Genomic DNA, 25578 nt, shown 5'->3' on the forward strand with positions numbered 1-25578 from the left:
GGACCGGCGGGTTAGCGTGACGGCGTGGCTCGCGAACTGGACCGCGCAGTGGACGTCGTGCTGTTCGGCGCCTCGGGTTTCGTCGGGCGGCTGACCGCGGCGCACCTGGCCGCGCACGCCCCCGCCGGGACGCGGATCGCCCTGGCCGGCCGCTCGCGCGAACGGCTGGCGGCGGTGGCCCGCGACCTGGGGCCGGTCGCGGCGGACTGGCCGCTCGTGGTGGCCGACGCCGCCGACGAGGCGTCCCTGCGCACGCTCGCGGAGTCCACGCACGTCGTCGTCTCGACCGTCGGCCCCTACCTGCGCCACGGGCTGCCGCTGGTGCAGGCGTGCGCGCGCGCCGGAACCCACTACGCCGACCTGACCGGCGAGGTCCTGTTCGTGCGCCGCAGCATCGACACCGCCGAGGAGACGGCCCGCGCGAGCGGGGCCCGGATCGTGCACTCGTGCGGTTTCGACTCGGTGCCCTCGGACCTGGCCGTGCTGCTCGCGCACGAGTGGGCGCGGGCGCAGGGCGCCGGTCCGCTCGCGAGCGCCACGCTGGAGGTCATGTCGGTGCGCGGCGGCTTCAGCGGCGGCACCGTGGACTCATTGCGCCTGCAGCTGGACACCGCCCGCCGCGACGAACGGGCGCGGGCGCTGGTGGCCGACCCGTACGCCCTGAGCCCCGACCGCGCGGGCGAACCGGACCTGGGCCGCCAGCCGGACGCGTTCGCCCCCCACCGGCGCGCCGCGACGGGCGACTGGGTGGCGCCCTTCGTGATGGCCTCGTACAACACCCGGGTGGTGCGGCGCAGCAACGCCCTGCAGGGCCACGCCTACGGGCCGCGGCTGCGCTACACCGAGGTGATGGCGTTCTCCGGGCGCACCGCGGCCCTGCGGGCGGGCGCGGTCACGGGGGTCCTGGCCGGGCTCACCGGTCTGCTCGCGGTCGAACCCCTGCGCCCGCTGCTGGACCGCCTGCTGCCCTCGCCCGGGACGGGCCCGGGCGAGCGGACCCGCCGCACGGGCCGTTTCCGGCTGCGCCTGGACGCGCGCACGGAGTCCGGCCGCCGGACCGGCGTGACCGTGGCCGCCCACGGCGACCCCGGGTACGCCGCGACCGCGGTGATGCTCGGTGAGAGCGCCCTGGCGCTCGCCCTCGACGAGGACCGCCTGCCCGCCGGCGCCGGTGTCCTGACCCCCGCCACGGGCATCGGGACCCCGCTCGTGGACCGTCTGCGCCGCAGGGGGTTCACGCTCGACGTCACCGACTGAACCGCCCGGGCGCGAGCCTCACCAGGGCAGGGTCCCCGCCTCGTCCTGGAAGGTCCCGGTCGGGCCGGACGGGTCGGGGGTGGCCCACCGCACGACCACCCGTGCGCTCTCCTGCACCGGCCGTCCGATGCCGAACGCGGCGGTCATGTCGGTGGCGGTCGCGCCGGGTTCGACGGCGTTGAACCGGATGCCGGGGTTCGCCTTGGCGTACTGCAGGGTCAGCATGGTCGCCGCGGCCTTCGACGCGGCGTACAGGGCCAGCGGGAACCCGGCCTCGGGGCGGTCGGGGTTGGTGACGGCCCAGAACGATCCCATGCTGCTGGAGACGGTGACCACGGTGGGGTTCGCGGACCGGCGCAGCAGCGGCAGCGCGGCTTCCGTGACGAGCACGACGCCGACGGCGTTCGTGGCGAACGACCTGGTGGCGGCGGGGCCGTCGAGCCCGGTCTCCAGGACGCCCGCGTTGTGCACCAGGACGTCGAGACGGCCCTCGGCGGCGTCGATCGTCGCCAGGGCCCGGCGCACCGAGGCCTCGTCCGTGACGTCGAGCTGCACGGAGCGCGCCCCGATCCGCGCGGCGGCCTCCTGCCCGCGCCCGGCGTCGCGGGCGCCGATCCACACGTCGTGCCCGAGGTCCAGCAGCTGCCGGGCGGTCTCGTGGCCGAGGCCCTTGTTGCCCCCGGTGATCAGCGTGACGGTCATGCCTCTCCTCGTTCTCCCTGGTTCTCACCGGTCCGGTCGGACCGCTGCGCAACGCTAGGGAGGGCGCGCCGGACCAGCCAGAGCCCCGCCCGGACGGGGGTCTCGCAGGACCCTGCCTGCGCCGGCGCGGGCGTCCTACGCTCGAGCCCGTGAGCGAGTCGACGAACCCCCTCGGGGCCTTCCTGCGGGCCCGGCGCGAGCTGGTGACGACGGAGCAGGTGGGCCTGCCGAACGCCGGGGTGCGGCGCGTGCCGGGCCTGCGCCGGGAGGAGGTCGCGATGCTCGCCGGCATCAGCGCGGACTACTACCTGCGGCTGGAGCGCGGCCGCGACCGCCACCCCTCACCGCAGGTCCTGGAGTCGATCGCCGCCGTGCTGCAGCTCGACGACGAGCACGTCGCGCACCTGCTGGGAATGGTCGCGCAGGTGCCGCGCAGGCGCAGGCGCCGGGCGCGGCGGCAGACCCCTCCGGCGGGGGCGCTGAAGCTCCTGGGTTCCCTCGTGCAGCCCGCGTACATCGAGGACCGGTACTTCGACGTCCTCGCCGCGAACCGCCTGGCGACGGCGCTCTCACCGGGCACCGTCGTGGGGGGCAACCAGCTGCGGGACCTGTTCCTGGACGCCGCGACGCAGGCGCTGTACCCGGACTGGGAGGACGTGACGGAGTGCTTCGTCGCGAACCTGCGCCAGGCCGTCGGGACCGACGTCGACGACCCCCGGTTCATCGAGCTGACCGGTGAGCTGACGCTGGCCAGCCCCCGGTTCCGGACGCTGTGGGCCCGGCACGAGGTGCGCGGGCAGAGCGGGGGTCCGGTGCGCTTCCACCACCCCCAGGTCGGCGACCTGACCCTCAACCGGGAACGCCTGACCATCAACGGCAGCGACGACCTGATGCTGGTGGTCCACCACCCGGACGCGGGGTCGCGCGACGAGGAGACCCTCGGCCTGCTCGCCGCCACGAGCCTGCCCCCCGTCCCACGTCGTCCCGGTGGGCGCGAGGACGCCGGGGGCCAGCGGGAGGCGGACGGGGTCCGGCGGTGACGGGTTTCGTCCTGGCCGTCGACGAGGACGTGGAACTCGTCCTCACCGAACCCTGGCTGGTGCCCTCGGTGCACGCCCTGCTGCTGGCCGACCTCGAGCACCTGCAGCCGTGGGAGGAGCTGGCGCGCCCGGACCTGACGCTGGAGGAGTTCGCCGCACGGCTGCGCACCACCCGGCTGGCGTGGGTCGACGGCAAGGCCCTGCCGTGCACGCTGCGCTGGCGCGGCGAGGTCGTCGGGGCGCTGGGGGCCAGCCTGGACCCCGAACTCTCCCGGGCGGGACTCGGGTACTGGATCGACGCCGGTCACCAGGGCCGGGGCATCGTCACCCGCGCCGCCGCAACCCTGCGCGAGCACCTCGTCCGCGACCGCGGGGTGCAGCGGGTCGAGATCCGGTGCGCGGCGCAGAACCGGCCCAGCCGGGCCGTGGCCGAGCGGCTGGGGTTCACGCTGGAGGGCACCCTGCGCTCGGTGCTGCCCGCGGCGGGGGGCCGGCACGACGTCTGCGTCTGCGGTCGGCTGCCGGGGGACGACGCACACCCGTGACCGCAGACGTGCGGTGACCGCCTGAGCCGGGTTCAGCGGGTCGGCGCCTGCAGCTGCACCTGCACGGGAGCCGGCGCCGCGACCACCGCGTCCCGCCCGCCGCACTTCGCCGCGTACAGCGCGGTGTCGGCGGCGGCGAACAGTTCCGCCGCGCTCGACGTCCCGTCCCACTGGGCCACGCCGGCCGAGAACGTCTGGCCCGCCGGGGTGACCGCGCGCAGGGAGTCCACCACCGCGACCGCCGACGCCAGGTCACGGCCCAGGACGAGCAGCAGGAACTCCTCCCCGCCCCAGCGGCCGAGCATGGCCGAGCGGCCGGCCCCGGCACCGACGCGGTCCACGACGAGACGTTCGCGCCAGGCCGCGGAGGCCTGCACCAGCAGCTGGTCACCCGCCTGGTGGCCGTAGGTGTCGTTGAACGCCTTGAAGCGGTCGAGGTCCAGGACCGCCACGCACAGCGGCAGCCCCTCCTCGAGCGCCCGGACCTGCATCCGGGCCAGTTCGGCGTCGCCCGTGCGGCGGTTCGGCAGACCGGTCAGCGCATCGGTGCGCGCCAGTTCCGACAGCTTCGCCGCCTGCTGGTCCAGCCGGCGCAACAACCCCGACATGCGCTGGACCACCAGGGCGAACAGCACCACCGAGGAGACGCCCACGGCCCACCCCTCCAGCCGCAGGCCCAGCGCCAGTTCGACCAGCAGCGTCCCGGGGGCGACGAGGCTCGCCAGGGTCAGCGCCGCCAGCCTGCGGCGCGTGAACCGGGTCCCGGCCTGCCGCCCGTCGCCGTCGGTCAGCGCCCGCATCGACGGGTGCAGCGCCGCGGTGGCGAAGCAGACGTAGCCCAGCAACCAGGGCAGGGTGATGAGGCCACCGGAGTACCCGGTCGTCATCTCGACGTACTGGTAGGCGCAGTCGGCCACCAGCAGCAGCGTGTTCCCCGCGACCAGCCACCGGAACGACGCGGTGCGCGCCCCGCTCGTAGTCAGCAACCGCACCAGGAACGCGAGCAGCAGCACGTCGCCCAGCGGGTAGGCGGCCGCCAGCACCCGCGCGACCGACGACTCCCCCGCCGACTCCAGCCCCGGCCGCATGAGCAGCACCCAGCTCAGCAGGACGAAACCCACGGTGAAGATCAGCGAGTCGACGAACCCCTCGGGGTCGCCCTGCCCGCGGCGGGCCCGCACGAACCGCCAGAACCCGCACGCGATGAGCGCGTAGCTCGTCAGGTACAGCGCGTCGGCCGGGGACGGGAACGGCGAGACGTGCAGGACCCACGTGTACACGGCCCACAGCAGGTCGGCCGCGGCCCAGGCCGCCACCCCGCACGTCGTCAGCCACCACCCGGCCACCGCGCGCGGACGGTGCCGGCGGACGCCCACGACCATGAGCGCCACGCACCCGCAGCTGATGACGCTGTACAGCGCGTCGTGGACGGGACCCGCGGGCAGGCACACGCACAGCACGGACAACGCGACACCGACGGTAAGGTGCGCGCGGACGAGGACCCCCGTTCCAGGACTGGGCATCCTCTCCCATCGCCACGTCCGGCCCCGGACTGTCGCCCGGTTCACCCGAACGGCGGCCGCCGCGGCCGCCGGCCGTCAGACGGTCCTCTAGACGGTCCTCGTGACGCGGACACCCGTCCGGGTGACACCGGTGAGGTCGGACCCCGGGGGTTCCCCCGCGCCCAGCGTCTCGGCGCGGGCGGGGTTCACTTCAGCCCGCTGCGGGCGATGCCGGCGACGAACTGCCGCTGCGCGATCCCGAACAGCACGAGCACCGGCAGCACGGACACCAGCGCGCCGGCCATGAGCGCCGGGTAGTCCGTCGTGTACTGGCTCTGCAGGAACGACAACCCGACGGGCAGGGTGTAGAGGGCCGGGTCGCGCAGGGCCACCAGCGGCCACGCGAACTCGTTCCAGCGGTACATGAACGTCATCACCAGCAGGACCGCGATCAACGGCCGCGACAACGGCAGCACGACCGACCACAGCGTGCGCAGCTGCCCGGCCCCGTCGAGCTGGGCGGCTTCGAGCAGTTCGTCGGGCAGCGAGAGGAAGTACTGCCGGGCCAGGAACACCCCGAACGCCTCGGCCGAGCGGGGGACGATGACCGCCCAGTAGGAGTTGATCCAGCCCAGGGAGTTCACGAGGTCGAACTGCGGCACCAGCAGGACCTGCACGGGGATCATGAGGGTCGCGACGATGAGCAGGAAGACGACCGACCGCCCGGGGAAGCGGTGCTTGGCCAGCACGTAGCCGGCCGTCACGTCCACCACGACCGTCAGGGCCACCGCGACCACGGCGATCGCGAAGGAGTTCTGCGCCCACTGCAGCACCGGGAACTGCGTCAGGGCCCGGGTGAAACCGCCGGCGTGCAGCGTGGTCGGGAGCAGGCCGATGCGCCCGGAGGCCAGGTCGTCGCGCGGGGAGACGGCCGTGACGACCATCCAGTAGAGCGGGAACAACCAGAGCAGGCTGAGCACGACCAGGACGACGTACCGCCCCCGGCGGGTGCCCCGAGAGCTCCCCCGGGCGGAGCGGCGGGAGTGCTGCACGGCGAGCCGGTCCCGCGGGCGGGTCGCCCCCTCGACGCGGCTCACAGCTCGTCCTCGCTGGCCCGCTGGACCCGCCACCACACGGCGGTGGCCGCCAGCACCACGACGAACACGACGACCCCGATCGCCGAGCCGTACCCCTCGCGCCGGGCGGCGAAGCCCTGGTTGTAGGCGTAGGTGACCAGGAGCTCGGTCGACCCCGCGGGGCCGCCCTTGGTCATGACCCAGACGATGTCGAACACCTGGAAGGTCTCGATGACGAGCATCACCGTGAGGAAGAAGGTCGTGGGCCGCAGCAGCGGCCAGACGACGCCCTTCAGGCGCTGCCACGCCGAGGCGCCGTCCAGTTCGGCGGCCTCCAGGACGTCACCGTCGATCCCCTGCAGCGCCGACAGGTAGAGGATCACCGCCAGGCCCGTGCGCGCCCACAGCAGGACCAGGACGACGGAGACCGCGGCCGCGGTCCCGTCGGACTGCCAGTCCGGTTGCGGCAGGCCCGTCCCGGCCAGGACCCGGTCGACGATCCCGACGTTCTGGTCGAAGATCCACCGTCCCGCCATGGCCACGACGACCCCGGAGATCACGTAGGGCGCGAGGAACACGGCACGGAACAACCCGCCCCCCGGGATGCGGTCGCGCAGCAGCAGGGCGATGCCCAGCCCGAGGCCGAGGCTGACCGGGACGGAGACGACGGCCAGCAGCGCGGTGTTCCCGGCGGCCTGCCAGAAGGTCGGGTCCGAGGCCATCGCGGTGTAGTTCGCCAGTCCCACGAACTTCGCCTGCCCGATGCCCGTGGAGTTCGTCAGGGAGATCCGCACGGCGCCGACGAGGGGGTAGAGCACGAAGACGCCGAACAGCGCGAGCGCCGGGGCCAGCATCGCGTAGGAGGTGGCCCACCGCCTGACCCTCACGACTGCTTCAGCACCGAGGCGACGCCGTCGGTGATCCGCTTCAGCGCCGCGGCGTCGTCGTCGCCACCGAGGAACACCTCGTCGAGCCGGTCGCGCAACTGGGCGTTGATGGCGCTGAAGCTCGGCACGACGACCTGCTGGACGAGGGGTTCGCGGATCGCCTTGGCCTGCTCGACGTACAGCTCCATGAGGTCCGGGCGCACGGGGTACTTCAGCGTCGCGGGGTCCACGTCGCTGCGGGTGGGCAGGACGCTGGCCGCGGCGCAGAAGGTGCCCATCTGCTCGGCCTGCGCGCAGAAGGTCAGGAACTTCAGCGCCTGCTCCTTCTTCTCGCTCGCCTCGACCGCCACGAGGGCGTTGCCGCCGAGGTCCGCGGAGGCGTTGACGTCGCGCGGCAGGAACGTGGCGGAGTACTCGAACCCGCCGCCGTCGATCTCGGCGAGCAGGAAGTCACCCGCGAAGGCCGTCGCCACCGTCTGGTTGAGGAACAGGTCGCTCGCGGCCTGCCCGCGCGCGGAGGCGTTCTGCGGGGTGAGCTGCTTGCGGAACAGGTCGCGCGTGTAGGTCAGCGCCTTCAGCGCCCCGGGGTCGTCGGCGGCGACCGAGGTGAGGTCGTCGCTGAGCAGCCTCCCCCCGGCCTGGTCGACGAAGTTCAGCCAGCGGTAGGCGCCGGCGTTCTGCCAGTTGGCCGCGAAGGCGTAGCTGTCGGCGCGCGAGGGCTTGATCCGGCCGAGGGCGGCGGCGAAGTCCTCCCAGCTCCAGGCGGCGTCCAGCGTGGCCGGCAGGGTGCCGAGCCCGGCCGAGGCGACCGCCGCGGTGTTCAGGACGACCATGGACGTGTCGGTGTGGTGCGGGATCCCGAAGGTCCCCTGCTCGTCGGTCACAGCCGACCAGAACGCCGGCAGGAACGAGGCCTTCAGGGTGTCGGCGTCGGGCAGGGAGGCCAGGACGTTCTGCCCGCGGTAGGCCGCGACGTCGGTGTAGCTGACGCGGAACAGGTCCGGCGGGGTGTCGGTGCGCAGGCCGGTGTCGACGGCCGTCAGGACCTCCGAGTAGGGCACGACCTGCAGCTTCACGGTCGTCCCGGTCTGCTCCTTGAACCCGTCGGCCAGGGCCTTGAACGCCGCGGCCTCGGCGTCGGAGGCCCACGTGATCATCGTCAGGGAGCCGTCGTCGGAGGAGCCGCCGTCCTCCTTCGACCCCCCGGTGGAGAAGCCGCCGCAGGCGCTGAGGGCCCCGGTGGTCGCGACCGCGGCGCCGGCGCCGAGGAACCGGCGGCGGGACGTCCGCTGCCCCGTGACGGTGGTGTGAGTGTTCTGGGCACTGCTCCGGTCAGGGTGGACCATGGGGAAAGCTCCGTTTGTCCGTGCAGGCGTTGGCTTCACCTGCTGGAGGTCGCGCGGGACGGGCACCTCTGGGAAAGGTGCGCCCAACGTAGCCACGTTCGCCGGGCGCAGCGCGCCGGAACGTCCGGCGGGACGTTGCGCCAGGGCGGCGCGCGGGACGGCTCAGGCGTCGTCGACGAGCCGGCTCCAGACCGTCTTGCCGTCGGCGCGCACGTCGACGCCCCAGTCCGCGCTGACGACGTCGACGAGGGCGATGCCCCGCCCGCCCACGGCGTCGGGGTCGGCGTGCCGCAGCGTCGGGGCGTGCGGGTCGGCGTCGGAGACCTCGATGGTCACCCCCGCGTCCGCGGCGCAGTCCAGGGACAGCCGTGCGGGCGGTGCACCGTGCCGGACGGCGTTCGTCACGAGCTCGGTGACGACGAGATCGGCCCGTGGACGGACCCCGGCGGCGTGGACCGTGCACCAGTGCGCGTCCAGGAAGCGCCGCGCCCGCCGGCTGGCGGTGGCGTCCATGACCACGTCGAGCGCGGCGGGCGGGGTCTGGGAGCACATCGTGGTGGAACCGTCTCCCGGAACCGCCCGCTCCGCGACCGGAAGCGCTTCCCTCACGGGCCGAGGTGGACGGCGAGCAGCGCGATGTCGTCCTGGCTGTCGCCGAGCTCGGCCAGCAGGTGGTCGCACAGGGCGTGCACGTCGCGGGGGGCGGCGGCCACGACGTCCGCCAGCCGCTGCAGCCCCGTGGTGAGGACCTCGCCCCGGCGTTCGACGAGCCCGTCGGTGTAGGCGAGCACGGTGCTGCCGGCCGGCAGCCGTTCGGAACGGTCCCGCCGGGACAGCTCGGGGGCGACCCCCAGCGGGATCCCGCCCGTGTCGTCCAGGTACCGCACCGTGCCGTCGGGGTGGCGCACCAGCAGCGGCGGGTGGCCGGCGGAGCTGTGCGTCAGCGCCCAGTCCCCCGTCTCCTCCCGGGTGAGCCGTGCGTACCCGACGGTCGCCATGGTGGACATCCCCAGGGCCGCGGTGAGCTCGTCGACGCGGCTGAGGACCGCCGCGGGGGTGTCGAGCGTCGCGTCCCACGCGCACGCCCGCAGCAGCCCCTTGAGGTGGCCCATGGCGGCGGCCGCGTAGACGTCGTGCCCCATGACGTCGCCGATGGCGAGCGCGACGCCGTCCCCGGGGCCGTCGATGAGCTCGTAGAAGTCCCCGCCGACGTCGCTGCCGTCCGCCCCGGCGTGGTAGCGGGCGGCGACGGTCAGGCCCGCGACCTGCGGGAGGTCGGGCAGCAGGCTGCGCTGCAGCGCCGAGGCGATGAGGTGCTGCTCCTCGTAGAGGCGGGCGTTGTCGAGCAGCAGCCCGGCCCGGCGGCCCAGGTCGACGGCGATCCCCAGGTCGTCGTCGGTGTGCCCGGTGGACCCCGGCTCGCGCACCAGGACCATGACGTCGTTGTCGCGGTGGCGTCCCGGCAGCGGCACGATGAGCACCGACGCGGCGCCGAGGTCGTCGGACAGGGTGAGGACCTCGTCCTCGGCGGTCCAGCTGCTCCGTTCGGCCCGCACCGCCTCCGACTGGTAGTCGGCGATCCGGCGGGCCGGCCGGCCGCCGAGCAGCAGCTCCTGCAACGGGCCGGTCAGGGTCGTGCGGCGCACGCCGTCGAGGTACTCCTCCAGCAGGGGGGCGCGGGCCGGGTCGCGGTGCAGGGCGGAGGCCGCGGCGACCTGCCTGCGGGGGCCGGGGGTCAGGACGACGGCCCAGTCGGCCAGCCGCGGGACGACGAGCTCGAGGAGGCGCCGGCGGCACTCGGTGGAGTCGAGGGTCCCCGACAGGCGGTGGGTGGCGTCGGCGAGCAGGTCCAGCCGGGCCCGGTGCTCCTCGGCGCGGTGCCGGGCCTCCTCGGCCTCCCGGCGGGCGGCCTGCTCGGCGGCCAGGGCCTCGTCGCGGGCCCGGTCCGCCGCCACTCGCCCGGTGACGTCGGTCTGGATCCCGACGTAGTGGGTGACGTCCCCCTCGGGCCCGAACACGGGGCTCATGGAGACCTGGTTCCAGAACGCGAGCCCGTCCTTGCGGTAGTTCAGCACCGTGACGGTGAGGGCTTCGCCGGCCGTCAGGGCCGCGCGCATGCGCTCGCGGACCGCCGGGTCGCTGGCCGGGCCCTGCAGGAACCGGCAGTTGCGCCCGACGGACTCCTCCAGCGTGTAGCCGGTGGTGGCCGTGAAGGCGGGGTTCACCCACACGAGGGGGAACTCCTCGTCGCGGGCGTCGGCGACGGTGAAGGACAGCCCGGTGGCCAGCACGGCCCGGTCGCGCAGGTCGGCTTGCTCGGTGGCGGCGTCCATCGCGGCGCGGGCGGCGCGGGCGTCGCGCAGCGGCAGGAAGACGACGAGGGCGTGGTCGTCGAGCATGGGGGCCCCGGCCATCGGCAGCGCCACCACCCACAGCGGTTCGCGCTGCCGGCCGAGGTCGCTGACCTGCGCGGCCGAGACGGCCTGGCCCACGACGGGTTCGGAGCGGGCGACCTTGGACAGCGGGTGCTCGGTCTCGGACAGCTCGGCGCCCTCGAGGTCGCGCAGCTGGGCCGCGTCGGACCACTCGTCGACGGTCATCGGCAGCACCGCGTCGGGGGCGAGCTGGCGCGCGACGGGGTTGACGTGGACGACGGCGCGTTCGGACAGGTGCACGAGCAGGACGGCCGCGGGGGCCTCACCCGTGATCGAGCTGACGTCGTCCATCGCCGAGTGCGTCGACACGGTGCCTCCGGTCCGCCGGCCCTGCCCCTCCGGACAGGGTTCGGCCCGGCAGCGCCGTGGACTCGACACCACCGGCAGCCTAGGTGATCGGGGGAGATGGTGTTCGAACGGCGTTCAGACGGTCAGCGCGGCCGTGACGGCCGCGCTCCCCGCCGTCGCAACCGCGCAGACCGCGCAGCGTCGCCACCTCAGGACGGGGACGGCCGGCGGTCCAGCAGGCCGTGCAGGACCCCCAGGTTGTGCACCTGGTCGGTGGTGAAGTCGGCCAGCTGCGGTCCGCCGTGCGGGGCGACGTCCTGCTCCACCACCAGCCAGCCCGCGTAGCCGTCGCGCCGCAGGACGTCCAGGACGCCGGCGAGGTCCACGTCGCCCTCCCCCAACCGGACGTTCGCCTCGGACCACCACTGCCGCAACGGCACCGGGCCCCCCCGGCGGGCCCGGCGGCACACCGAGGTCCGGACGTCCTTGAGGTGGACGTGGTCGATGCGCCCGGCCCACCGGCCCGCGGCCCGCACCGGGTCGGTCCCGGCGAGCATCGCGTGGCCGGTGTCGAGGGTGAGGGTCAGCGGCGTGCTGTCGAGCAGCCGGTCGACCTCCCAGGCGGACTCCACGTAGGTGCCGAGGTGGGGGTGGAACGTCGTCGGCAGCCCGTACCCGGCGGCGACCGCGACGGCCTCAGCGAGCACGTCCACCGCCTCCAGCCAGGCCGCGTGGTCCAGACCGGAGGTGACGTCCGCCGGGTCGCGCGGGGCGTCGAGACCCGGGGCCCCGTCGTCGGCCAGCACGACGCGCGCCGGCGGGGCCCCGGGTGCGCTCGCCTCCAGGGCGCACCGGTCGACGACGGCGCGCAGCGTCCGGCAGGTCAGCTCGAAACCCTCCCGGTCCCGGGCCTCGCGGCGACCCCGGGCCAGCGGCAGACCCACGTAGACCCCGGCCGGGGCCAGCGCGTGGGCCGCGAACAGGTCCGCGGTGCGGCTCGGGTCGCCCAGGAACCCGGGGTCCCCCAGTTCGCTGCCCCGGTACCCGGCACCCGCCAGCGCCCCGAGGACGGAGTTCCCGTCGCCGTCGGGCGCCCCGGAGTGCGGCCCCCACACGCCGAAGCTGACGGGTGCCCCCGCGATCCACCTCATCGGACCAGCTCCACGACCCGGCGCAGGGCCAGCAGGTCGGCCTCGGCCCCGGCCGGCCCGGACTCCGGGTGCGGTGCAGCGCCCGCGAGCACCGCCGCGAACGCCTCGAGCTGGCGCTGGAAGGCGCCGTCGGCCGGCGACGGCGGGCGGTGGGTGCCGTCCGGGTTCGTGACCGTCACCGCGCTCACCGCGTCGAGCCGGTACGGCGGGGCGACGTCGACGACGACCTCGCCGGCCGCGCCCGTGATGCGGACGGTCTCGGTGTAGTCGGGCCGCTGCGGCGTCCACGCCCAGTCCAGGACGAACCGGGCGCCGCCGGCCAGGCGCCCGGTGGCGAAGACGGTCGGCGGCGCGTCGTCGCCGGCGGCGACGAGGTCGGCGTGGTCGAACTCCGGGGACCCGAACCCCAGGCCGCGCAGCAGTGCGAGCTCGTGGACGACCGACCCGCACAGCACGGACCGGAACAGGCGCCGCAGCGCCGGTGGGGTCTGCGCCCCGAGGGAGGCGTCCAGGGCGCGTTCCTCCGCGGCGTCGTCGGCGGCGACCGCCGGCGCGGCCGCAGCGGGCAGCGGCCCGGGCGCGGCCAGGCGCAGGTGGTCGACCTGCGGGGCGTCGAGGGGGTGCCGCACGCTGATCTGCACGAGCCGCACCTGCCCGATCGAGGGCAGTGCCGACCGCACGGCCTCCACGGCGCGGTCGTGCACCTTCATGTACCCGACCTGCAGGTGCAGCCCCGTCTCCCGCGCCACCGCGGCCGCCTCCTGCACCTCCGCCGCGGACAGGGCGAACGGTTTCTCCGCCAGGACGTGCTTGCCGGCGCGCAGGGCCGACACGGCGTGGGCGGCGTGCCGGCCCGGGGTGGCGACCAGGACGGCGTCGACGTCGGCGGCGGCGAGCAGCTCGGCCGGTCCGAGCGCCCGGGCCCCGTAGGCGGCGGCGAGTTCGGCGCTGCGGACGGGGTCGAGGTCGGCCACCGCCGCGACGGCGTGCCCGGGCAGCCGGGCGATGAGCGGCAGGTGGACGGCGCGGCTGATGGTGCCGAGCCCGAGGACTCCCCAGCGCAGGGTCACGGTCGTTCTCTCCTCAGGGAGCAGGTCAGAAGGGACGGTCGAGGACGGCCGGTGGTCCGGCGAACAGGCTGCGCAGCAACGCGATCGCGTCGGCGTCCCCCTCGAGGAACCCCAGGTGGTGGGCGGTGACCGGGTCGAGGTGCCCGGCGTAGACGGAGGCCAGGTCGGCGGCGCCGAGCCGGACGGTCCCGGCGCCGGCCGGGGCGGTCCCGGAGCCGACCGTCGCCCGTCCGCCGGCCACGTCGAGGGTCAGGACGTCGGTGCGCCCGCTGCCCTGCACGGCCAGCGCCAGGGTGCCGCGGACCCCCGCCGGGTACCCGCGGGCGCCGAGCGCGCCGGGGACGTCGAGCAGCCCCAGCATCCACGTCGCGTCCTCGACGACCTCGGTCTGACGGGGCAGGTGGTGCTCCAGCAGGCCACCCGGGGACACGAGGGCGTGCACCTCCCGGGCGCTGGGTTCGTCGGCGGCCAGGTCGCGCCACAACCCGAGCTCGGCGGCCGGGTCCGCGCCGACGAGGTCGTGCACGACGACGGCGTAGTTCCCGCCGGCCCCGGGCCGCGCGGGGCGCCGGCCCAGGGCGCACCAGCCGACGACGGCCCCCGCGCGCAGGGCGACGTAGGGCACCGCGGACCCGGTCCGCTCGTCGTGGTCGAGGACGCCGTCGGTGCGGGCGCCGCGGGCGGCGACGAGCCCCGCGACGGCGTCGGCGTCGCCGGGCCCCGCCGGCCGGTAGGTCAGGGAGGGGTCGCGGGGCAGCGTGCGCAAGTCGTGCGTGCCGACGGCGTAGACCGACCGGCGCCCGGCGATCCCGCACCCCCCCTTCCGGTAGAAGGCGTGGGTCGAGGGGACGAGCGCGACGAGCAGGGCCCCGGACTCGCGGGCCGCGGCGAAGGTGCCGGCGACCAGCGCCAGCCCCACCCCGCGGCCGCGGGCGGTCAGGTCGACGGCCACCCCGGCCAGCGCCGCGGCGGGCACCCGGCGCCCGCCCCACCACTGCCCGCACAGGCGCGCCGAGGCCGTGGCGAGCAGCCGGCCCGAGGCGCCGTCCTCGACGACGCGGCGCACCACCGCCTCGCGGTCGGGGGAGGTCACCTGCGGCCGGTGCAGGGGTTCGGCGGAGAACGCCGCCCCGACGAGCGCCGCGACGGCGTCGGACTCGTCGTCGCGGGCGGACCGCAAGACCGTGGTCATCAGCGCACCGCGCCCTTGACGGAGTCGGCGACGAACTGCTTGGAGAAGAGCAGGAAGACGACGATGAGCGGCACGATCGCGAGCAGGGCCCCGGCCATGACCACGGCGTAGTCGGTGTTCCGGGTCGCGTTGAGCTGCGACAGCGCCACCTGCAGCGTCAGCATGTCCGGGTTGATGAGGACGATGAGAGGCCACACGTAGTCGTTCCACGCCGCGACGAAGGTGTAGATCCCGAGGAACGCCAGACCGGGCCGGATGACCGGCAGGACGATGAGGACGTACTGGCGGAAGAAGCCGCACCCGTCGACGACGGCGGCGTCCAGGATCTCGTCCGGGATGGCCGTGGAGATGTACTGACGCATCCAGAAGATGCCGAAGGCGTTGGCCGCGGCGGGCACGATGAGCGCCTGCAGGGTCCCGACCCACCCGATGTGGGTCATGGTGATGTACTGCGGCACCGTCGAGAGCTGGGCGGGAACCATGAAGAACGCCAGCATCAGGCCGAACAGGAACTTCTTGGCCGGGAAGTCGTACTTCGCGAAGGCGAACGCCGCCATCGAGTCCAGGAACAGCACCAGCACCGTGACCGAGACGGCGACGATGGCGGTGTTGGCCATCGAACCGAAGAAGTTGATGCTCGTCAGGACCGAGGAGATGTTCTCCAGCAGGTGCGTGCCGGGGACCACCTTGGGCGGGGTGAGGTAGTAGTCGGCGTTGGTGTTCGTGGCCATGACCACGGTCCAGTAGAACGGGAAGATCAGCAGCAGCGTCGTCAGGACCAGCGGCAGGTGGGCCCACTTGGCCGAGTTCCTGACCCCCTTGTTCCGGCGGGCGGGGGTACCGCCGGCGGCCTGACCGCGGACCGTGAGGGTGTTCTGCGCAGCCATCTCGATCACTTCTCCGAACGGGCGGTGAGGCGCCAGTTGAGCAGGGCGAAGACGGCGATGACGGCGAACACCCCGTAGGCGATGGCGGCGCCGTAGCCGTAGTTGTTGTTGTTGAAGGCCTGCTGGTAGAAGTACAGGACCATCGTCAGACCGGCCTGGCCGGGACCACCGCTGTTCGGGTTGATGGAGGCGTTGGAGCCGAAGAGGACCTGCGGCTCGGCGAAGGTCTGCATCCCCCCGATCGTCGAGACGACCACGGTGAACAGGATGATCGGGCGCAGCAGCGGGACGGTGATCGACACGAAGGTGCGCAACGCCCCGGCCCCGTCGAGCTTGGCCGCCTCGTAGACCTCGGTGGAGATGGCCTGCAGGCCGGCGAAGTAGATGATGGCGTTGTACCCGACCCACTGCCAGGTCATGAGGGTGGCCAGGACGATCTTGATCGTCCAGTAGCCGTTGAGCCACTCGACGCCCGGCAGGCCGATGCCCTCGAGCACCTGGTTCACGACGCCGACCTGGTTGTTGAAGATCGCCTTGAAGAAGATGGCGATGGCGACGATCGAGGTCACGGAGGGCAGGAAGAGGACGACCTGGTAGAAGGTCCGGAACCGCCTGACCGCGTTCAGCATGGCCGCGATGGCCAGGCTCATCGCGAGCATGGGCACCGTCGCCATGATCCAGATGATGATCGTGTTGACGACGGCCTTGCGGAACGTCGCGTCCTCCAGCAGGAACCGGAACTGGTCCAGACCGGCGAAGGTGACCGGGTTGACCCCGTCCCAGCGGTGGAACGCCAGCCACGCCGAGAACCCCAGCGGGAAGAGCCCGAACGCCGCGAAGATCAGGAAGAACGGGCTCACCGCGACGTACTGCGGCCAGAAGCGCAGGGGGCTGCGCCGGTTCCCGGCCGCCGGCGTCGTGCCCGGCGGACGGGACCTGCTGCGCCGGAACCCCCGGTCGAGGCTGGCGGAACTCACTTCACGCCCTGCCGCGCGGCGATGTCCTTCGCCGCCGAGACGGCGTCGGCCCAGGCCTGGGCCGGGTCCTTGCCGTTGGCCTCGACGTTGGTCAGCTCGTTCAGGTAGGCGGCCTGGATGGCCGAGTCGGACGCCGCCACGTACTGGGAGGGGACCTGCTTGCCCGCCGGGCCGAAGACGTCGATGGTCTTCTGGCCACCGAAGAAGGCGTCGCCGCCGGTGAGGGCGGGCAGCTCCCAGGCGGCCGGGTCGGCGGGGAAGATGCTCGCGTCGGTGAAGGCCTGGCCCTGGTTGTCGGTGCCCAGGATCCACGTGATGACGTCGTAGGCGGCCTGCTTGTCCTCGGTCGCCGCCGGGATCGTGAGGAACGACCCGCCGAAGTTCGTGGGCTTGACGGGGTTGTTCGCCACCATCCACTTGCCGCTGGTGTCCGGGGCGGCGAGCTTGATGTCCAGGGCGTGCCAGGCGGCGCCGAGGTCCACGGCCACGACGCCCGAGGCGGTGGACGCCTCCAGGCTCTGCGCGACGTTGGCGTTGAGGCCCAGCGTCTGCGCCTTGACCGTGGTGTCCCAGGCCTGCTTCATCTCGTCGGAGTCGCCGACGAAGGCGTTCTCCTCGCTCACGAAGCGCTGGGACAACTGGCCGACGACGATCTGGAAGACGTTCGCCAGCTGCGGGACCGGGAAGCTGGCCGGGACCTTGCCGTGCAGCTCCTGGCCGAAGGCGTAGAAGTCGTCCCACGTCGAGGTGGCCGCGGCGACCGCGGCCGGGTCCGTCGGCAGGCCGGCCTGGGCCAGGATGTCGGCGCGGTAGAACATGGCCGTCGGGCCGATGTCGATGGGGAACCCGAGCTGCTTGCCGTCCTGGGTCTGCGCCTCGGCCCACTTCCAGGCCAGCTGCTTCGAGGCGACGTCCTTGGCCCCGAACTGGTTCAGGTCGGTGAACTTGTCGGCCACGGAGCGGAAGTAGGGCATGTCCTCGCCCTTGACGCCCGTGACCTGCGGGATGAACGACCCGCCGGCGAGGGTGGTCTGCAGCTTCTGCTTGAAGTCGCCCCCCACCTTGTTGGGCTTGATGTCGTCCTTCGGGAACTGCGTCTTGGACGCCTCGACGACCTTGTCGCTCAGGCCGCCGTTCCAGTACCAGAGGGCGAGGCCGCTGGAGGAACCGCCGGCGCCCGAGCCGCCGGCACTGGTGGAGCAGGCGGACAGCGCGCCGGCCCCCAGAGCGGCCAGCCCCGAGCCGAGGAGGAGGTTGCGACGGGACAGGTTCATGGCGAGACCCTTCTCGACATCCGACGCCGTGACCGAACGCTCACAACGAGCCGTTCTGAGTGGCGATGTTGCGCGAACGCTACTTGCTTTCTGCGCGAACGCGCAAGGTATTCTGTCGAACGTGCACGCCAAAGAACGTCGCGACGCCATCGTCGAGGTCGTCCGCCTCCAGGGGCCGGCGACGGTCTCCGAGCTGGTCGAACGGCTCGGGCTGTCCGAGGCCACGATCCGCCGGGACCTCGTCAAGCTCGACGACGCCGGTCTGCTCAAACGCGTCCACGGCGGCGCCCGCCCCGTCGACGTGCGCGACGACGTGTACGCCGACCTCGTCGACCGCCAGGCCGCCCCCAAGGAGGAGATCGCGCGCGCCGCCGCGGGGCGGTTGCGCGACGGCCAGTCGGTGCTGCTGGACATCGGCACGACCGTCGGCCGGGTCGCCCGGTACCTGCACGGCCGCCCCCTGACGGTCATCACCCGCAACCTGGCCGTCTACACCGAGCTGTGCGAGGACCCGGTCGTCGACCTGGTGCTGCTCGGCGGCCAGGTCCGCCCCGCCCACCGGTCCCTCGTGGGCTACCTGACCGAGGAGAGCCTGCGCCAGCTGCGCGCCGACGTGCTGCTGCTGGGCACCAGCGGCATCCGCCGCAGCGGGCACTCGGTGGACACCGTGGCCGACGAGGTGCCCGTGAAGCGGGCCATGATCTCGGCCGCCGACGAGGTCGTCCTGCTCGCCGACGCCTCCAAGTTCCCCGGCAGCGGCACGGCGACCGTGTGCGACGTCGGCGCCTACCGGCACCTCATCACCGACGTGCACCCCGACGCCGAGACGAGCTCGGTCCTGGAGCACGCCGGGGTCGGGGTGGAACTCGCCCGCACGGGGGCGCACCCCGCGCCCTGAGGCACCGCCGGACCGGGGCACCGCCGGACGGTCGCCCTCCTGGTCACCACTCGTGGCGCAGGTCCCGGGTCGGGCCCGCGGACGGCACGTCGCGCACCTGCCCGACGGGGTGGTCGGCCACGAGGGAACCGGGCCGGACCCCGACGGCCGCCAGCAGCAGCGGGCTCACCTCGTGGCTGCGCAGCGTCGCCGGTTCCCGCAACCCGGCCGGCAGCGGGCCGCCGATCCGGTGCACCAGGAGGAAGGACCGCCGGACGACCACCTCGTCCTCCCCGTGACCACCCTCCGGCTTGTGGCCGTGGTCGGTCGTGACGGCCACGAGCCAGTCCTCCCCCAGCCGCTCGAAGCGCTCCGCGACCGCCTTGACGAGGTGCCGCACGTCCTCGTCGGCCGCCGTCAGCGCGGCCCGGTACTCCGGGCCCTGCGACCCGTGCCGGTGCGCCGCCTCGTCGGGCCCCTCCAGGTGCACGAACGCCGCGTCGGGCCCCTCGTGGTTGAGCACCCACGCCGCCCGGGTCCGCACCTGGCGGTCCGCCGAGCGGCACCCGTCGCTGAAGTCGGTCGCCGCGAAGAGCTGGTGCTGGCCGCCGACCTGCTGGTCGGGACGGGAGTGGACGACCGGGCCGGGCCCGGTCGCCGCGACCAGCGCCGGCCACGTCGTGGCCGCGAACGTCCGGGCGCGCGGGTCGGCGAAGAACACACGGGACAGCAGGTCCGGGCAGCGCGCGAGCCGGTGGCCGACGAACTCGTTCCACCAGACGTTGTTCTCCTCGTGGGTCGTCCCCGTCAGCAGCGACGCCCAGCCGGGTCCGGAGTCCGTCGGGGGCGTCATCCACACGGGGACCACCCGTCCCCCGGCGGCCAGCCGGCTCAGCGTCGGCGCGAGGCGCCCGGTGGTCCCCTCCCCGCGTTCCCGGGGCGCGTCCCGGGGCACGTCCCGTGGTGCGGCGGCGAAGCGGGGGTCCGCCGGGTGGTCGGGCACCGCGAAACCCTCGTCGGCGGCCACGACCTCCGGCAGCGCCAGGTCCACGCGGACCCCGTCGAGCCCGATGAGCAGGAGCTTCACGACACCCGGACCCCGGGGGCGAGCGACCAGGACCAGGTGTGGGTCCCGGCACCGGTGCGGTGCTGCGGCAACGCGTTCGGTCCGCAGGAGGCCGTCCCCAGGCCGCGGTGCCGCACGTCGAGCACCACGGCGTCCTCGTGGACGGTGACGGTCACCGGCCGGTCGAAGGAGAACCGCGACTCCCCCTCGGACGTCCTGACCCTCAGCTCGCGCACACGGGTCCGGGCGCCGTTCTCCTGCGGGCGGACGTACGGCACGGCCAGGGCGCGCACGGGGAGGTCGTGCCAGCCGACGGGGGCCGTGCAGCGGTCCGGGTACGTCTCCCACGGGCCCGTCCCGAACCACGTCGCGTTCACGGCGGTGGCCGTCAGCGGCACCCGGACGCCGATCCGCGGGAGGTCGTCCAGCCCCTCGGGCAGCTCGACGGTCTCCTCGCAGTGCAGCCCGCGGGCGTCCCGGCGGAACCGCTGGGTGTGCCGGACCTGCCCGGCGCTGGTCCCCAGGACCGACACCACGGTGGAACCCTCCACGCGCACGACGACGGGGTGGGCGTCCCGCAGGCCGGCGGCGACCCAGCGGTCCGCGTCGCCGGCGATGTCGTCGTTGTCGGTGGGGTCTCGCCACAGCGTCAGCTCCGGGCGCACCAGCCCCGGGAGGTCGAGGGCGCCGTCCCCGGTGAGCACCACCGGGAACTCCGCACCCGGTTCCCCGCCCGGTTCCCCGCCGGTTCCCTCGTCCCGCGCGCGGTCGGGCAGCCGGACGCACGGCCGGCTGACCTCGGCGCCGGCGGGGTTCCACGCCGTGCCCTCGGCCTGGGTCACGACGAGCTGCAGCCACCGTTCACCGGCCCCGGCCTCGGCGAGCTCTGCGGGGACCTCGACGGTCGCGGTGCACCCCGGCCCCAGGTCGGGCAGCCGGGCGGGCACGGAGCACGACGTGCCGTCGCTGGCCTCGAGCACCCACCGACCGCGCAGGTGCCCCCACCCGGAGAAGTCGTAGGCGTTGCGCACGCGCAGGACCCCGTCGGTGAAGGACAGCCGCACGGGTGAGGCGAGTTCGCGGTGCTCGAACATCACGGGTTTCGGGGTGCCGTCGGGCAGCACGACGCCGTCGAGGCAGAAGGCGCCGTCGTGCGGCGTGTCGCCGAAGTCGCCGCCGTGGGCCCAGCGGAACCCCTCGTCCGGCACGCCGTCGGTGAACCGGCCGGTACCGGCCCGGCCGGCGGGCAGCCCGTCCGCCGTCCGCTGCAGGAGGCCGTGGTCGGCGAACTCCCAGATGAACCCGCCCTGCAGGCCGGGCAGCGACTCGATCGCCGCCCAGTAGTCCGACAGCGACCCGTTGGAGTTGCCCATGGCGTGGGAGTACTCGCACTGGATGACGGGCCGGATCGGCGGGTTCCGCGTGACGTGCTCGACCACCTGGTCGAGGGAGGCGTACATGGGGCAGACGATGTCGCTGGCCGCGAACCCGGAGTTCCAGTCGTCCTTGATCGCCCCCTCGTACTGCACCGGCCGGGTGGGGTCGTCTCGGCGGACCCAGGCCGCGACGGCGTCGTGGTTCGCGCCGTAGTCGCTCTCGTTGCCCAGCGACCAGATGATCACGCTCGGGTGGTTGCGGTCGCGGCGGACCATCCGGGCCACGCGCTGGGTGAACGCGGGCAGGTAGGCGGGGTCGTCGCACAGCTCGTGCGCCCAGGCGTGCGACTCGATGTTCGCCTCGTCGACGACGTAGAACCCCAGCTCGTCGGTGAGGTCGTAGAACGAGGGGTCGTTCGGGTAGTGCGAGGTGCGCACGGCGTTGAAGCCGAACCGCTTGAACGTCAGGAGTTCCTGCCGCACCTGCTCGGTCGTCACGACCCGGCCGGTCAGGGGGTCGCGGTCGTGCCGGTTCACCCCGCGGACGAAGATGCGCCGGCCGTTGACGAGCAGGTCGGGCCCGACGACCTCGACGGTGCGGAAGCCGACGCGCTGGACCTGCGAGTCCACCAGCGCGCCGTCCGCGTCGCGCAGGTCGACGGTGACGTCGTGGAGCACGGGCGTCTCGGCCGTCCACGTCGCGATCCCCGGGAACCACCCGCCGAACCGCACCCGTCCGCGGTACAGCGAGAGGCGCTCGTCGGCGAGGTCGCGGGCGTGCGCCTCGGCGTCGAACGCCAACGCGGTCCGCCCGAGGCGGACGTCGACGCGCCAGCCCGCCGGCAGGTAGCCGCGCTGAGCGCCCTCCCCCGCGTCGCAGCCGACGCGGACGTCGACGGACAGTCGACCGCCGGCGTCGGCGACGGTCCGCACGTCGGACAGGTGCAGCACCGGCCGGGTGAACAGGCGGACCGAGCGGGTGATCCCGCCGTGCCACCACTGGTCCTGGTCCTCGACGAACGTGGCCGCGGACCACTTCACGACGGTCAGCTCGACCCGCACGGTCGACCCGGGCGGGGCCCAGGGGGTGATGTCGAACTCGGCCGCGAGGTGGGAGTCGGTGCTGGAACCGACGGGCTGCCCGTCGACGCGCACGAGCAGCAGGGACTCGGCGGCGCCCACGTGCAGCAGCACGCGCCGGCCCGACCAGTCCGCCGGGACGGTGACGTCGCGGCGGTGGACGCCCGTGGGGTTGTGCGCGGTGGGCGGCGTCGGCGGCAGGTCCGGCCAGGGCATCCGGTCGTTCGTGTACCAGGGCGGGTCGGCGACCTCCCCCCACAGGGAGGGTTCGGTCGTCCAGCAGCCGGGGACCTGCGCGGTCCGCCAGGCCGGCAGCTCCGCGGCCTCGGGGTGCGGCCGGAGCTGGAACTCCCAGTCCCCGTCCAGGTCGAGGCAGGTGGCCCCGTCGTCGGGGACGGCCCGCCGGAGCGTGCCGACGGGTTCGCGGCGCCGTCCGACGTGCTCGGGTTCCGCCCACTCCCTCACGCGCGGGCCAACCGCAGGCTGAGCACCTCGAACGGGCGCAGCGCGAAACCCACGGAACCGTCGTCGAGCAGCGAGGCGACGCCCCGCGCCGCCGCGGTGCCCTCCCGCGCCGGGTCCTCGAGGAGGTCGACGACGGTGGCCTCGGCGACGGGGAACGACGTCCGCAGGACGCCCTTCGCCCGGGCGCCCCACGCCTCGTAGACCCGGACGACGACGTCGCCCGAGCCGTCCTGGGCGAGCTTCACCGCCTCCAGCGTCGCGCCGGAACCGGTCACGGTCACCGGCGCCTGCGGCAGCTCGGCCGGGCCGTCGACCTCGCGCAGCGGCAGGTTCACGTCGTAGCCGGTGCGGACGGCGTCGGCGATCCGCGCGCCGGGCACGAGGGAGTACGACAGGACGTGCCGGCCCTGGTCGGCCTGCGGGTCGGGCATCCTCGGGCCCCGGACCAGCGACAGGCGCACGGTCGTGGTCGACCCGCCGTCCTCGCGCGCGGCGCGGGTCGTGTCGTGGCCGTAGGTGGAGTCGTTGGCCACCGCGACGCCGTAGCCGGGTTCGGCGACGTGCACCCAGCGGTGCATCGCCGTCTCGAAGCGGGCGTGGTCCCAGCTCGTGTTCGTGTGCGTCGCGCGCTGCACGTGGCCGAACTGGATCTCCGAGGAGCTGACGGCGGCGTGCAGGTCGAGGCCGAACGCGGCCTTGAGGAACTTCTCCTGCTCGTGCCAGTCGATCTCGGTGCGCACGTCGAGGCGGTCCGACCCGGCGGCGAGCACGTACTCCTGGACGATCCGGGACGCCCGGAACGAGCGCACGACGCGGACGCGGGCCCGCAGCGGCCCCTCCTCGACCGCGGTGACCTCGTCGGCCGCCACGAGGTCCACGACGCGGTTGCGGTAGTGCAGGTCGACGTCCCAGGCGTCCCAGGAGTTCGGGAAGTCGCTGTGCAGCTGCAGCAGGTTGCCGCGGGCGCCGGGGGCGAGGACCTCGCGGTCGTTCACCTCGTCGACGACGGAGGCCAGCAGCCCGTCGGCGTCGACGACGACCGTGAGCACGCCGTTGGCGAGGACGAGCATCCCGTCGGCGCGGGTGAGCGTCACGGGCGTCGGGTCCTCCCGCGCCGCGTCGGCCAGGACGACGGCACCGGACGCCGGCACGCGGACGAGCTGGTCGCCCACGACCTCGGTGCGCTCGTGCGGGGCGGTGTTGAGCAGGACGCGCGACCCGCTGCCGAGCGCGTGCACGGCCTCGGTGACGAGCGCCTCGAGGTCGGCGCGGACCCGGCCGTACGTCTGCTCGGCCTCGCGGTGCACCCACGCGATCGAGGAGCCGGGCAGGATGTCGTGGAACTGGTGCAGCAGCACGACCTTCCACAGCCGGTCGAGCTCGGCGTGCGGGTAGGCGTACGACGGGACGTTCAAGGCGGCGGTCGTCGCCCACAGCTCGGCCTCGCGCAGCAGGTGCTCGCTGCGGCGGTTGCCGGCCTTGGTGCGCGCCTGGCTCGTGTACGTCGCGCGGTGCAGTTCCAGGTACAGCTCACCGGCCCACACCGGCGGGGCGGGGTACTCCGCCCGGGCGTCGGCGAAGAACCGGTTCGGGTCCTGGACGACGACCTTCGGCGCCCCCTCCAGGTCGGCGAACCGGCGGGCCCGCTCGAGCATCTCGCGGGTGGGTCCGCCCCCGCCGTCGCCGTGCCCGAACGGGGCGAGCGAGCGGGTGCCGCGGCCCTTCTCGGAGTAGTTCGCGACGGCGTGCGTCAGCTCCTCAGCGGAGAAGATCGCGTTGTAGGTGTCGACGGGCGGGAAGTGCGTGAAGATCTGCGACCCGTCGATGCCCTCCCAGCGGAACGTGTGGTGCGGGAACTTGTTGGTCTGGTTCCAGGAGATCTTCTGGGTGAGGAACCAGTCCATCCCGGCCAGCCGCGCGATCTGCGGGTAGGCGCCGGAGTAGCCGAAGGAGTCCGGCAGCCAGACACCCTGGCAGTCGACGCCGAACTCCTCGCGGAAGAACGCCTTGCCCGTGACGAACTGCCGGACGAGCGCCTCCCCGCCGGGCAGGTTGCCGTCGGCCTCGACCCACATGCCGCCGACGGGCACCCACTGGCCGGCCTTCGCGGCGGCCTGCATGCGGGCGTAGACCTCGGGCGAGCGTTCCTTGACCCACGCGTACTGCTGCGCCTGGGAGCAGGCGAAGACGAACTCGGGGTACTCCTGCGCGAGCGCCGTGACGTTGGCGAAGGTGCGCGAGGTCTTGCGCTGCGTCTCGCGCAGCGGCCACAGCCACGCCGAGTCGATGTGGGCGTGCCCGACGGAGGACAGGGTGTGCGCGCTGCCGACGGCCGGGGAGGCGAGGACGCCGGCGAGTTCGGCGCGCGCGGCGGTGGCCGTGCCGGAGACGTCGTCGAGGTCGAGGGCGTCCAGGGCGCGGTCGAGGGCGCGGGCGATCTCGTACCGGCGGGGTTCGGACTCGGGCAGGTGCCGCATGAGGTCGTCGAGGCACTCCACGTCCACCGCCAGCATCCACACCTCCTCGTCGAGGACCACGAGGTCGGCGACCTTCATGGTGTAGAGGTGCGCTTCACCTGCGGTCGACTTGTCGCCCAACGGGGTCGGCCGCATGTCGTCGGCCATGACGTCGGGGTTGGCCGCCATCTCCAGCAGCCAGTCGACGGTCTCCCCGCCCTGCGCGTCGCGGACGACGGGCACGATCTTGTTGTCCGGTGCGACACCCTTGACCGGTACCCCGTCGAGGGTGTGCACGAGGGCCTCGGCCTGGTTGCCCGGCCAGTCGCCGACGAACCCGAGGTCGAACTGCGCCTCGACGCGCTTGCCCGCCCACTCGGCCGGGACCTGCGCCCGGGCGCGCACCCACGTCGTGGACCAGGGCCGGCCCCACGTGGTGCCGACGGAGAACTCGCCGAACCGGCCCTCCGCCAGCGCGGCGACGGCGTCGCGCGCGGGGACCGGTTCGTCCGGGACGAGCCACGCCGACAGGGTCATGGGGACGCGCTGCGGGTGGACCGCGGGGCGGATGCGGTGGTTCAGGACGCGCTGGACGCGACCTTCGACCAGGGAACGGTCGTCGTGCACGG

20 protein-coding genes are annotated in these 25578 nt (G+C 74.0%); 4 read left to right on the forward strand and 16 right to left on the reverse strand.

Annotated elements, in window-relative coordinates; genetic code table 11:
* Nucleotides 1-24 precede the first annotated feature (24 nt).
* The gene (locus CLV37_RS13160; protein WP_245885392.1) at nt 25-1257 is read left to right on the forward strand and encodes a saccharopine dehydrogenase family protein; all 1233 of its coding nucleotides are present in this window, start codon (nt 25-27) and stop codon (nt 1255-1257) included.
* An 18-nt stretch (nt 1258-1275) separates the two neighbouring features.
* On the opposite strand, the gene CLV37_RS13165 is transcribed toward CLV37_RS13160, so the two are convergent.
* A complete protein-coding gene (locus CLV37_RS13165; RefSeq protein ID WP_106211028.1) occupies nt 1276-1959 on the reverse strand; it encodes an SDR family NAD(P)-dependent oxidoreductase in 684 nt (227 codons plus the stop codon).
* A gap of 149 nt (nt 1960-2108) precedes the next feature.
* Between CLV37_RS13165 and CLV37_RS13170 the strand changes: the two genes are divergently transcribed.
* The gene (locus tag CLV37_RS13170; RefSeq protein WP_106211030.1) at nt 2109-2999 is read left to right on the forward strand and encodes a helix-turn-helix transcriptional regulator; all 891 of its coding nucleotides are present in this window, start codon (nt 2109-2111) and stop codon (nt 2997-2999) included.
* The gene (locus CLV37_RS13175) at nt 2996-3544 is read left to right on the forward strand and encodes a GNAT family N-acetyltransferase (protein WP_106211032.1); all 549 of its coding nucleotides are present in this window, start codon (nt 2996-2998) and stop codon (nt 3542-3544) included. Before CLV37_RS13170 ends, CLV37_RS13175 begins: the two co-directional genes overlap by 4 nt.
* A gap of 32 nt (nt 3545-3576) precedes the next feature.
* Here CLV37_RS13175 and CLV37_RS13180 read toward each other — a convergent pair whose 3' ends face one another.
* The 12 genes from CLV37_RS13180 to CLV37_RS13235 all read right to left on the reverse strand — a co-directional run bounded on the left by CLV37_RS13180 (nt 3577) and on the right by CLV37_RS13235 (nt 17629).
* Complete coding sequence (locus CLV37_RS13180; RefSeq protein WP_106211034.1) at nt 3577-5067, reverse strand: GGDEF domain-containing protein; 1491 nt, start codon at nt 5065-5067, stop codon at nt 3577-3579.
* A 185-nt stretch (nt 5068-5252) separates the two neighbouring features.
* Nucleotides 5253-6143 (reverse strand): carbohydrate ABC transporter permease, encoded by an 891-nt coding sequence (locus CLV37_RS13185; RefSeq protein WP_211298618.1) that lies wholly within the window; start codon nt 6141-6143, stop codon nt 5253-5255.
* Nucleotides 6140-7009 (reverse strand): carbohydrate ABC transporter permease, encoded by an 870-nt coding sequence (locus tag CLV37_RS13190; RefSeq protein ID WP_211298619.1) that lies wholly within the window; start codon nt 7007-7009, stop codon nt 6140-6142. Before CLV37_RS13190 ends, CLV37_RS13185 begins: the two co-directional genes overlap by 4 nt.
* On the reverse strand, nt 7006-8355 hold the full coding sequence (locus tag CLV37_RS13195; protein WP_106211039.1) for an ABC transporter substrate-binding protein: 1350 nt from the start codon (nt 8353-8355) through the stop codon (nt 7006-7008). The genes CLV37_RS13190 and CLV37_RS13195 overlap by 4 nt, the downstream gene beginning before the upstream one ends.
* A gap of 162 nt (nt 8356-8517) precedes the next feature.
* Nucleotides 8518-8907 (reverse strand): ATP-binding protein, encoded by a 390-nt coding sequence (locus CLV37_RS13200; RefSeq protein ID WP_106211041.1) that lies wholly within the window; start codon nt 8905-8907, stop codon nt 8518-8520.
* Nucleotides 8908-8960: 53 nt separating this feature from the next.
* The gene (locus tag CLV37_RS13205) at nt 8961-11099 is read right to left on the reverse strand and encodes a PP2C family protein-serine/threonine phosphatase (RefSeq protein ID WP_106211043.1); all 2139 of its coding nucleotides are present in this window, start codon (nt 11097-11099) and stop codon (nt 8961-8963) included.
* Nucleotides 11100-11287: 188 nt separating this feature from the next.
* Nucleotides 11288-12229 carry a TIM barrel protein gene (locus CLV37_RS13210; protein ID WP_106211045.1) on the reverse strand — a complete coding sequence of 314 codons (942 nt, stop codon included), beginning with the start codon at nt 12227-12229 and terminating at the stop codon, nt 11288-11290.
* Nucleotides 12226-13299 carry a Gfo/Idh/MocA family protein gene (locus CLV37_RS13215; RefSeq protein WP_106211047.1) on the reverse strand — a complete coding sequence of 358 codons (1074 nt, stop codon included), beginning with the start codon at nt 13297-13299 and terminating at the stop codon, nt 12226-12228. Before CLV37_RS13215 ends, CLV37_RS13210 begins: the two co-directional genes overlap by 4 nt.
* 25 nt (nt 13300-13324) lie before the next feature.
* Complete coding sequence (locus CLV37_RS13220; protein ID WP_106211049.1) at nt 13325-14491, reverse strand: GNAT family N-acetyltransferase; 1167 nt, start codon at nt 14489-14491, stop codon at nt 13325-13327.
* Entirely contained in the window at nt 14491-15378 is an 888-nt protein-coding gene (locus CLV37_RS13225) for a carbohydrate ABC transporter permease (protein ID WP_106211387.1), read from the reverse strand. The genes CLV37_RS13220 and CLV37_RS13225 overlap by 1 nt, the downstream gene beginning before the upstream one ends.
* A gap of 5 nt (nt 15379-15383) precedes the next feature.
* Complete coding sequence (locus CLV37_RS13230) at nt 15384-16355, reverse strand: carbohydrate ABC transporter permease (protein WP_106211051.1); 972 nt, start codon at nt 16353-16355, stop codon at nt 15384-15386.
* Nucleotides 16352-17629, reverse strand: a complete 1278-nt coding sequence (locus tag CLV37_RS13235) for a type 2 periplasmic-binding domain-containing protein (protein WP_106211053.1) — start codon at nt 17627-17629, stop codon at nt 16352-16354. The genes CLV37_RS13230 and CLV37_RS13235 overlap by 4 nt, the downstream gene beginning before the upstream one ends.
* A 121-nt stretch (nt 17630-17750) precedes the next feature.
* Here CLV37_RS13235 and CLV37_RS13240 point away from each other — a divergent pair, with 121 nt between their 5' ends.
* Nucleotides 17751-18527 (forward strand): DeoR/GlpR family DNA-binding transcription regulator, encoded by a 777-nt coding sequence (locus CLV37_RS13240; protein WP_211298620.1) that lies wholly within the window; start codon nt 17751-17753, stop codon nt 18525-18527.
* Between the two features lie 43 nt (nt 18528-18570).
* Here CLV37_RS13240 and CLV37_RS13245 read toward each other — a convergent pair whose 3' ends face one another.
* From CLV37_RS13245 to CLV37_RS13255, 3 genes are read right to left on the reverse strand one after another with little or no spacing between them, the layout of a single operon-like run.
* Nucleotides 18571-19593 (reverse strand): alkaline phosphatase family protein, encoded by a 1023-nt coding sequence (locus CLV37_RS13245; protein WP_106211057.1) that lies wholly within the window; start codon nt 19591-19593, stop codon nt 18571-18573.
* Complete coding sequence (locus CLV37_RS13250; RefSeq protein ID WP_106211059.1) at nt 19590-22493, reverse strand: glycoside hydrolase family 2 TIM barrel-domain containing protein; 2904 nt, start codon at nt 22491-22493, stop codon at nt 19590-19592. The genes CLV37_RS13245 and CLV37_RS13250 overlap by 4 nt, the downstream gene beginning before the upstream one ends.
* On the reverse strand, nt 22490-25576 hold the full coding sequence (locus CLV37_RS13255; RefSeq protein ID WP_106211061.1) for an alpha-mannosidase: 3087 nt from the start codon (nt 25574-25576) through the stop codon (nt 22490-22492). Before CLV37_RS13255 ends, CLV37_RS13250 begins: the two co-directional genes overlap by 4 nt.
* Nucleotides 25577-25578: the final 2 nt, after the last annotated feature.

Source organism: Kineococcus rhizosphaerae (assembly GCF_003002055.1).
Lineage (GTDB): Bacteria > Actinomycetota > Actinomycetes > Actinomycetales > Kineococcaceae > Kineococcus > Kineococcus rhizosphaerae.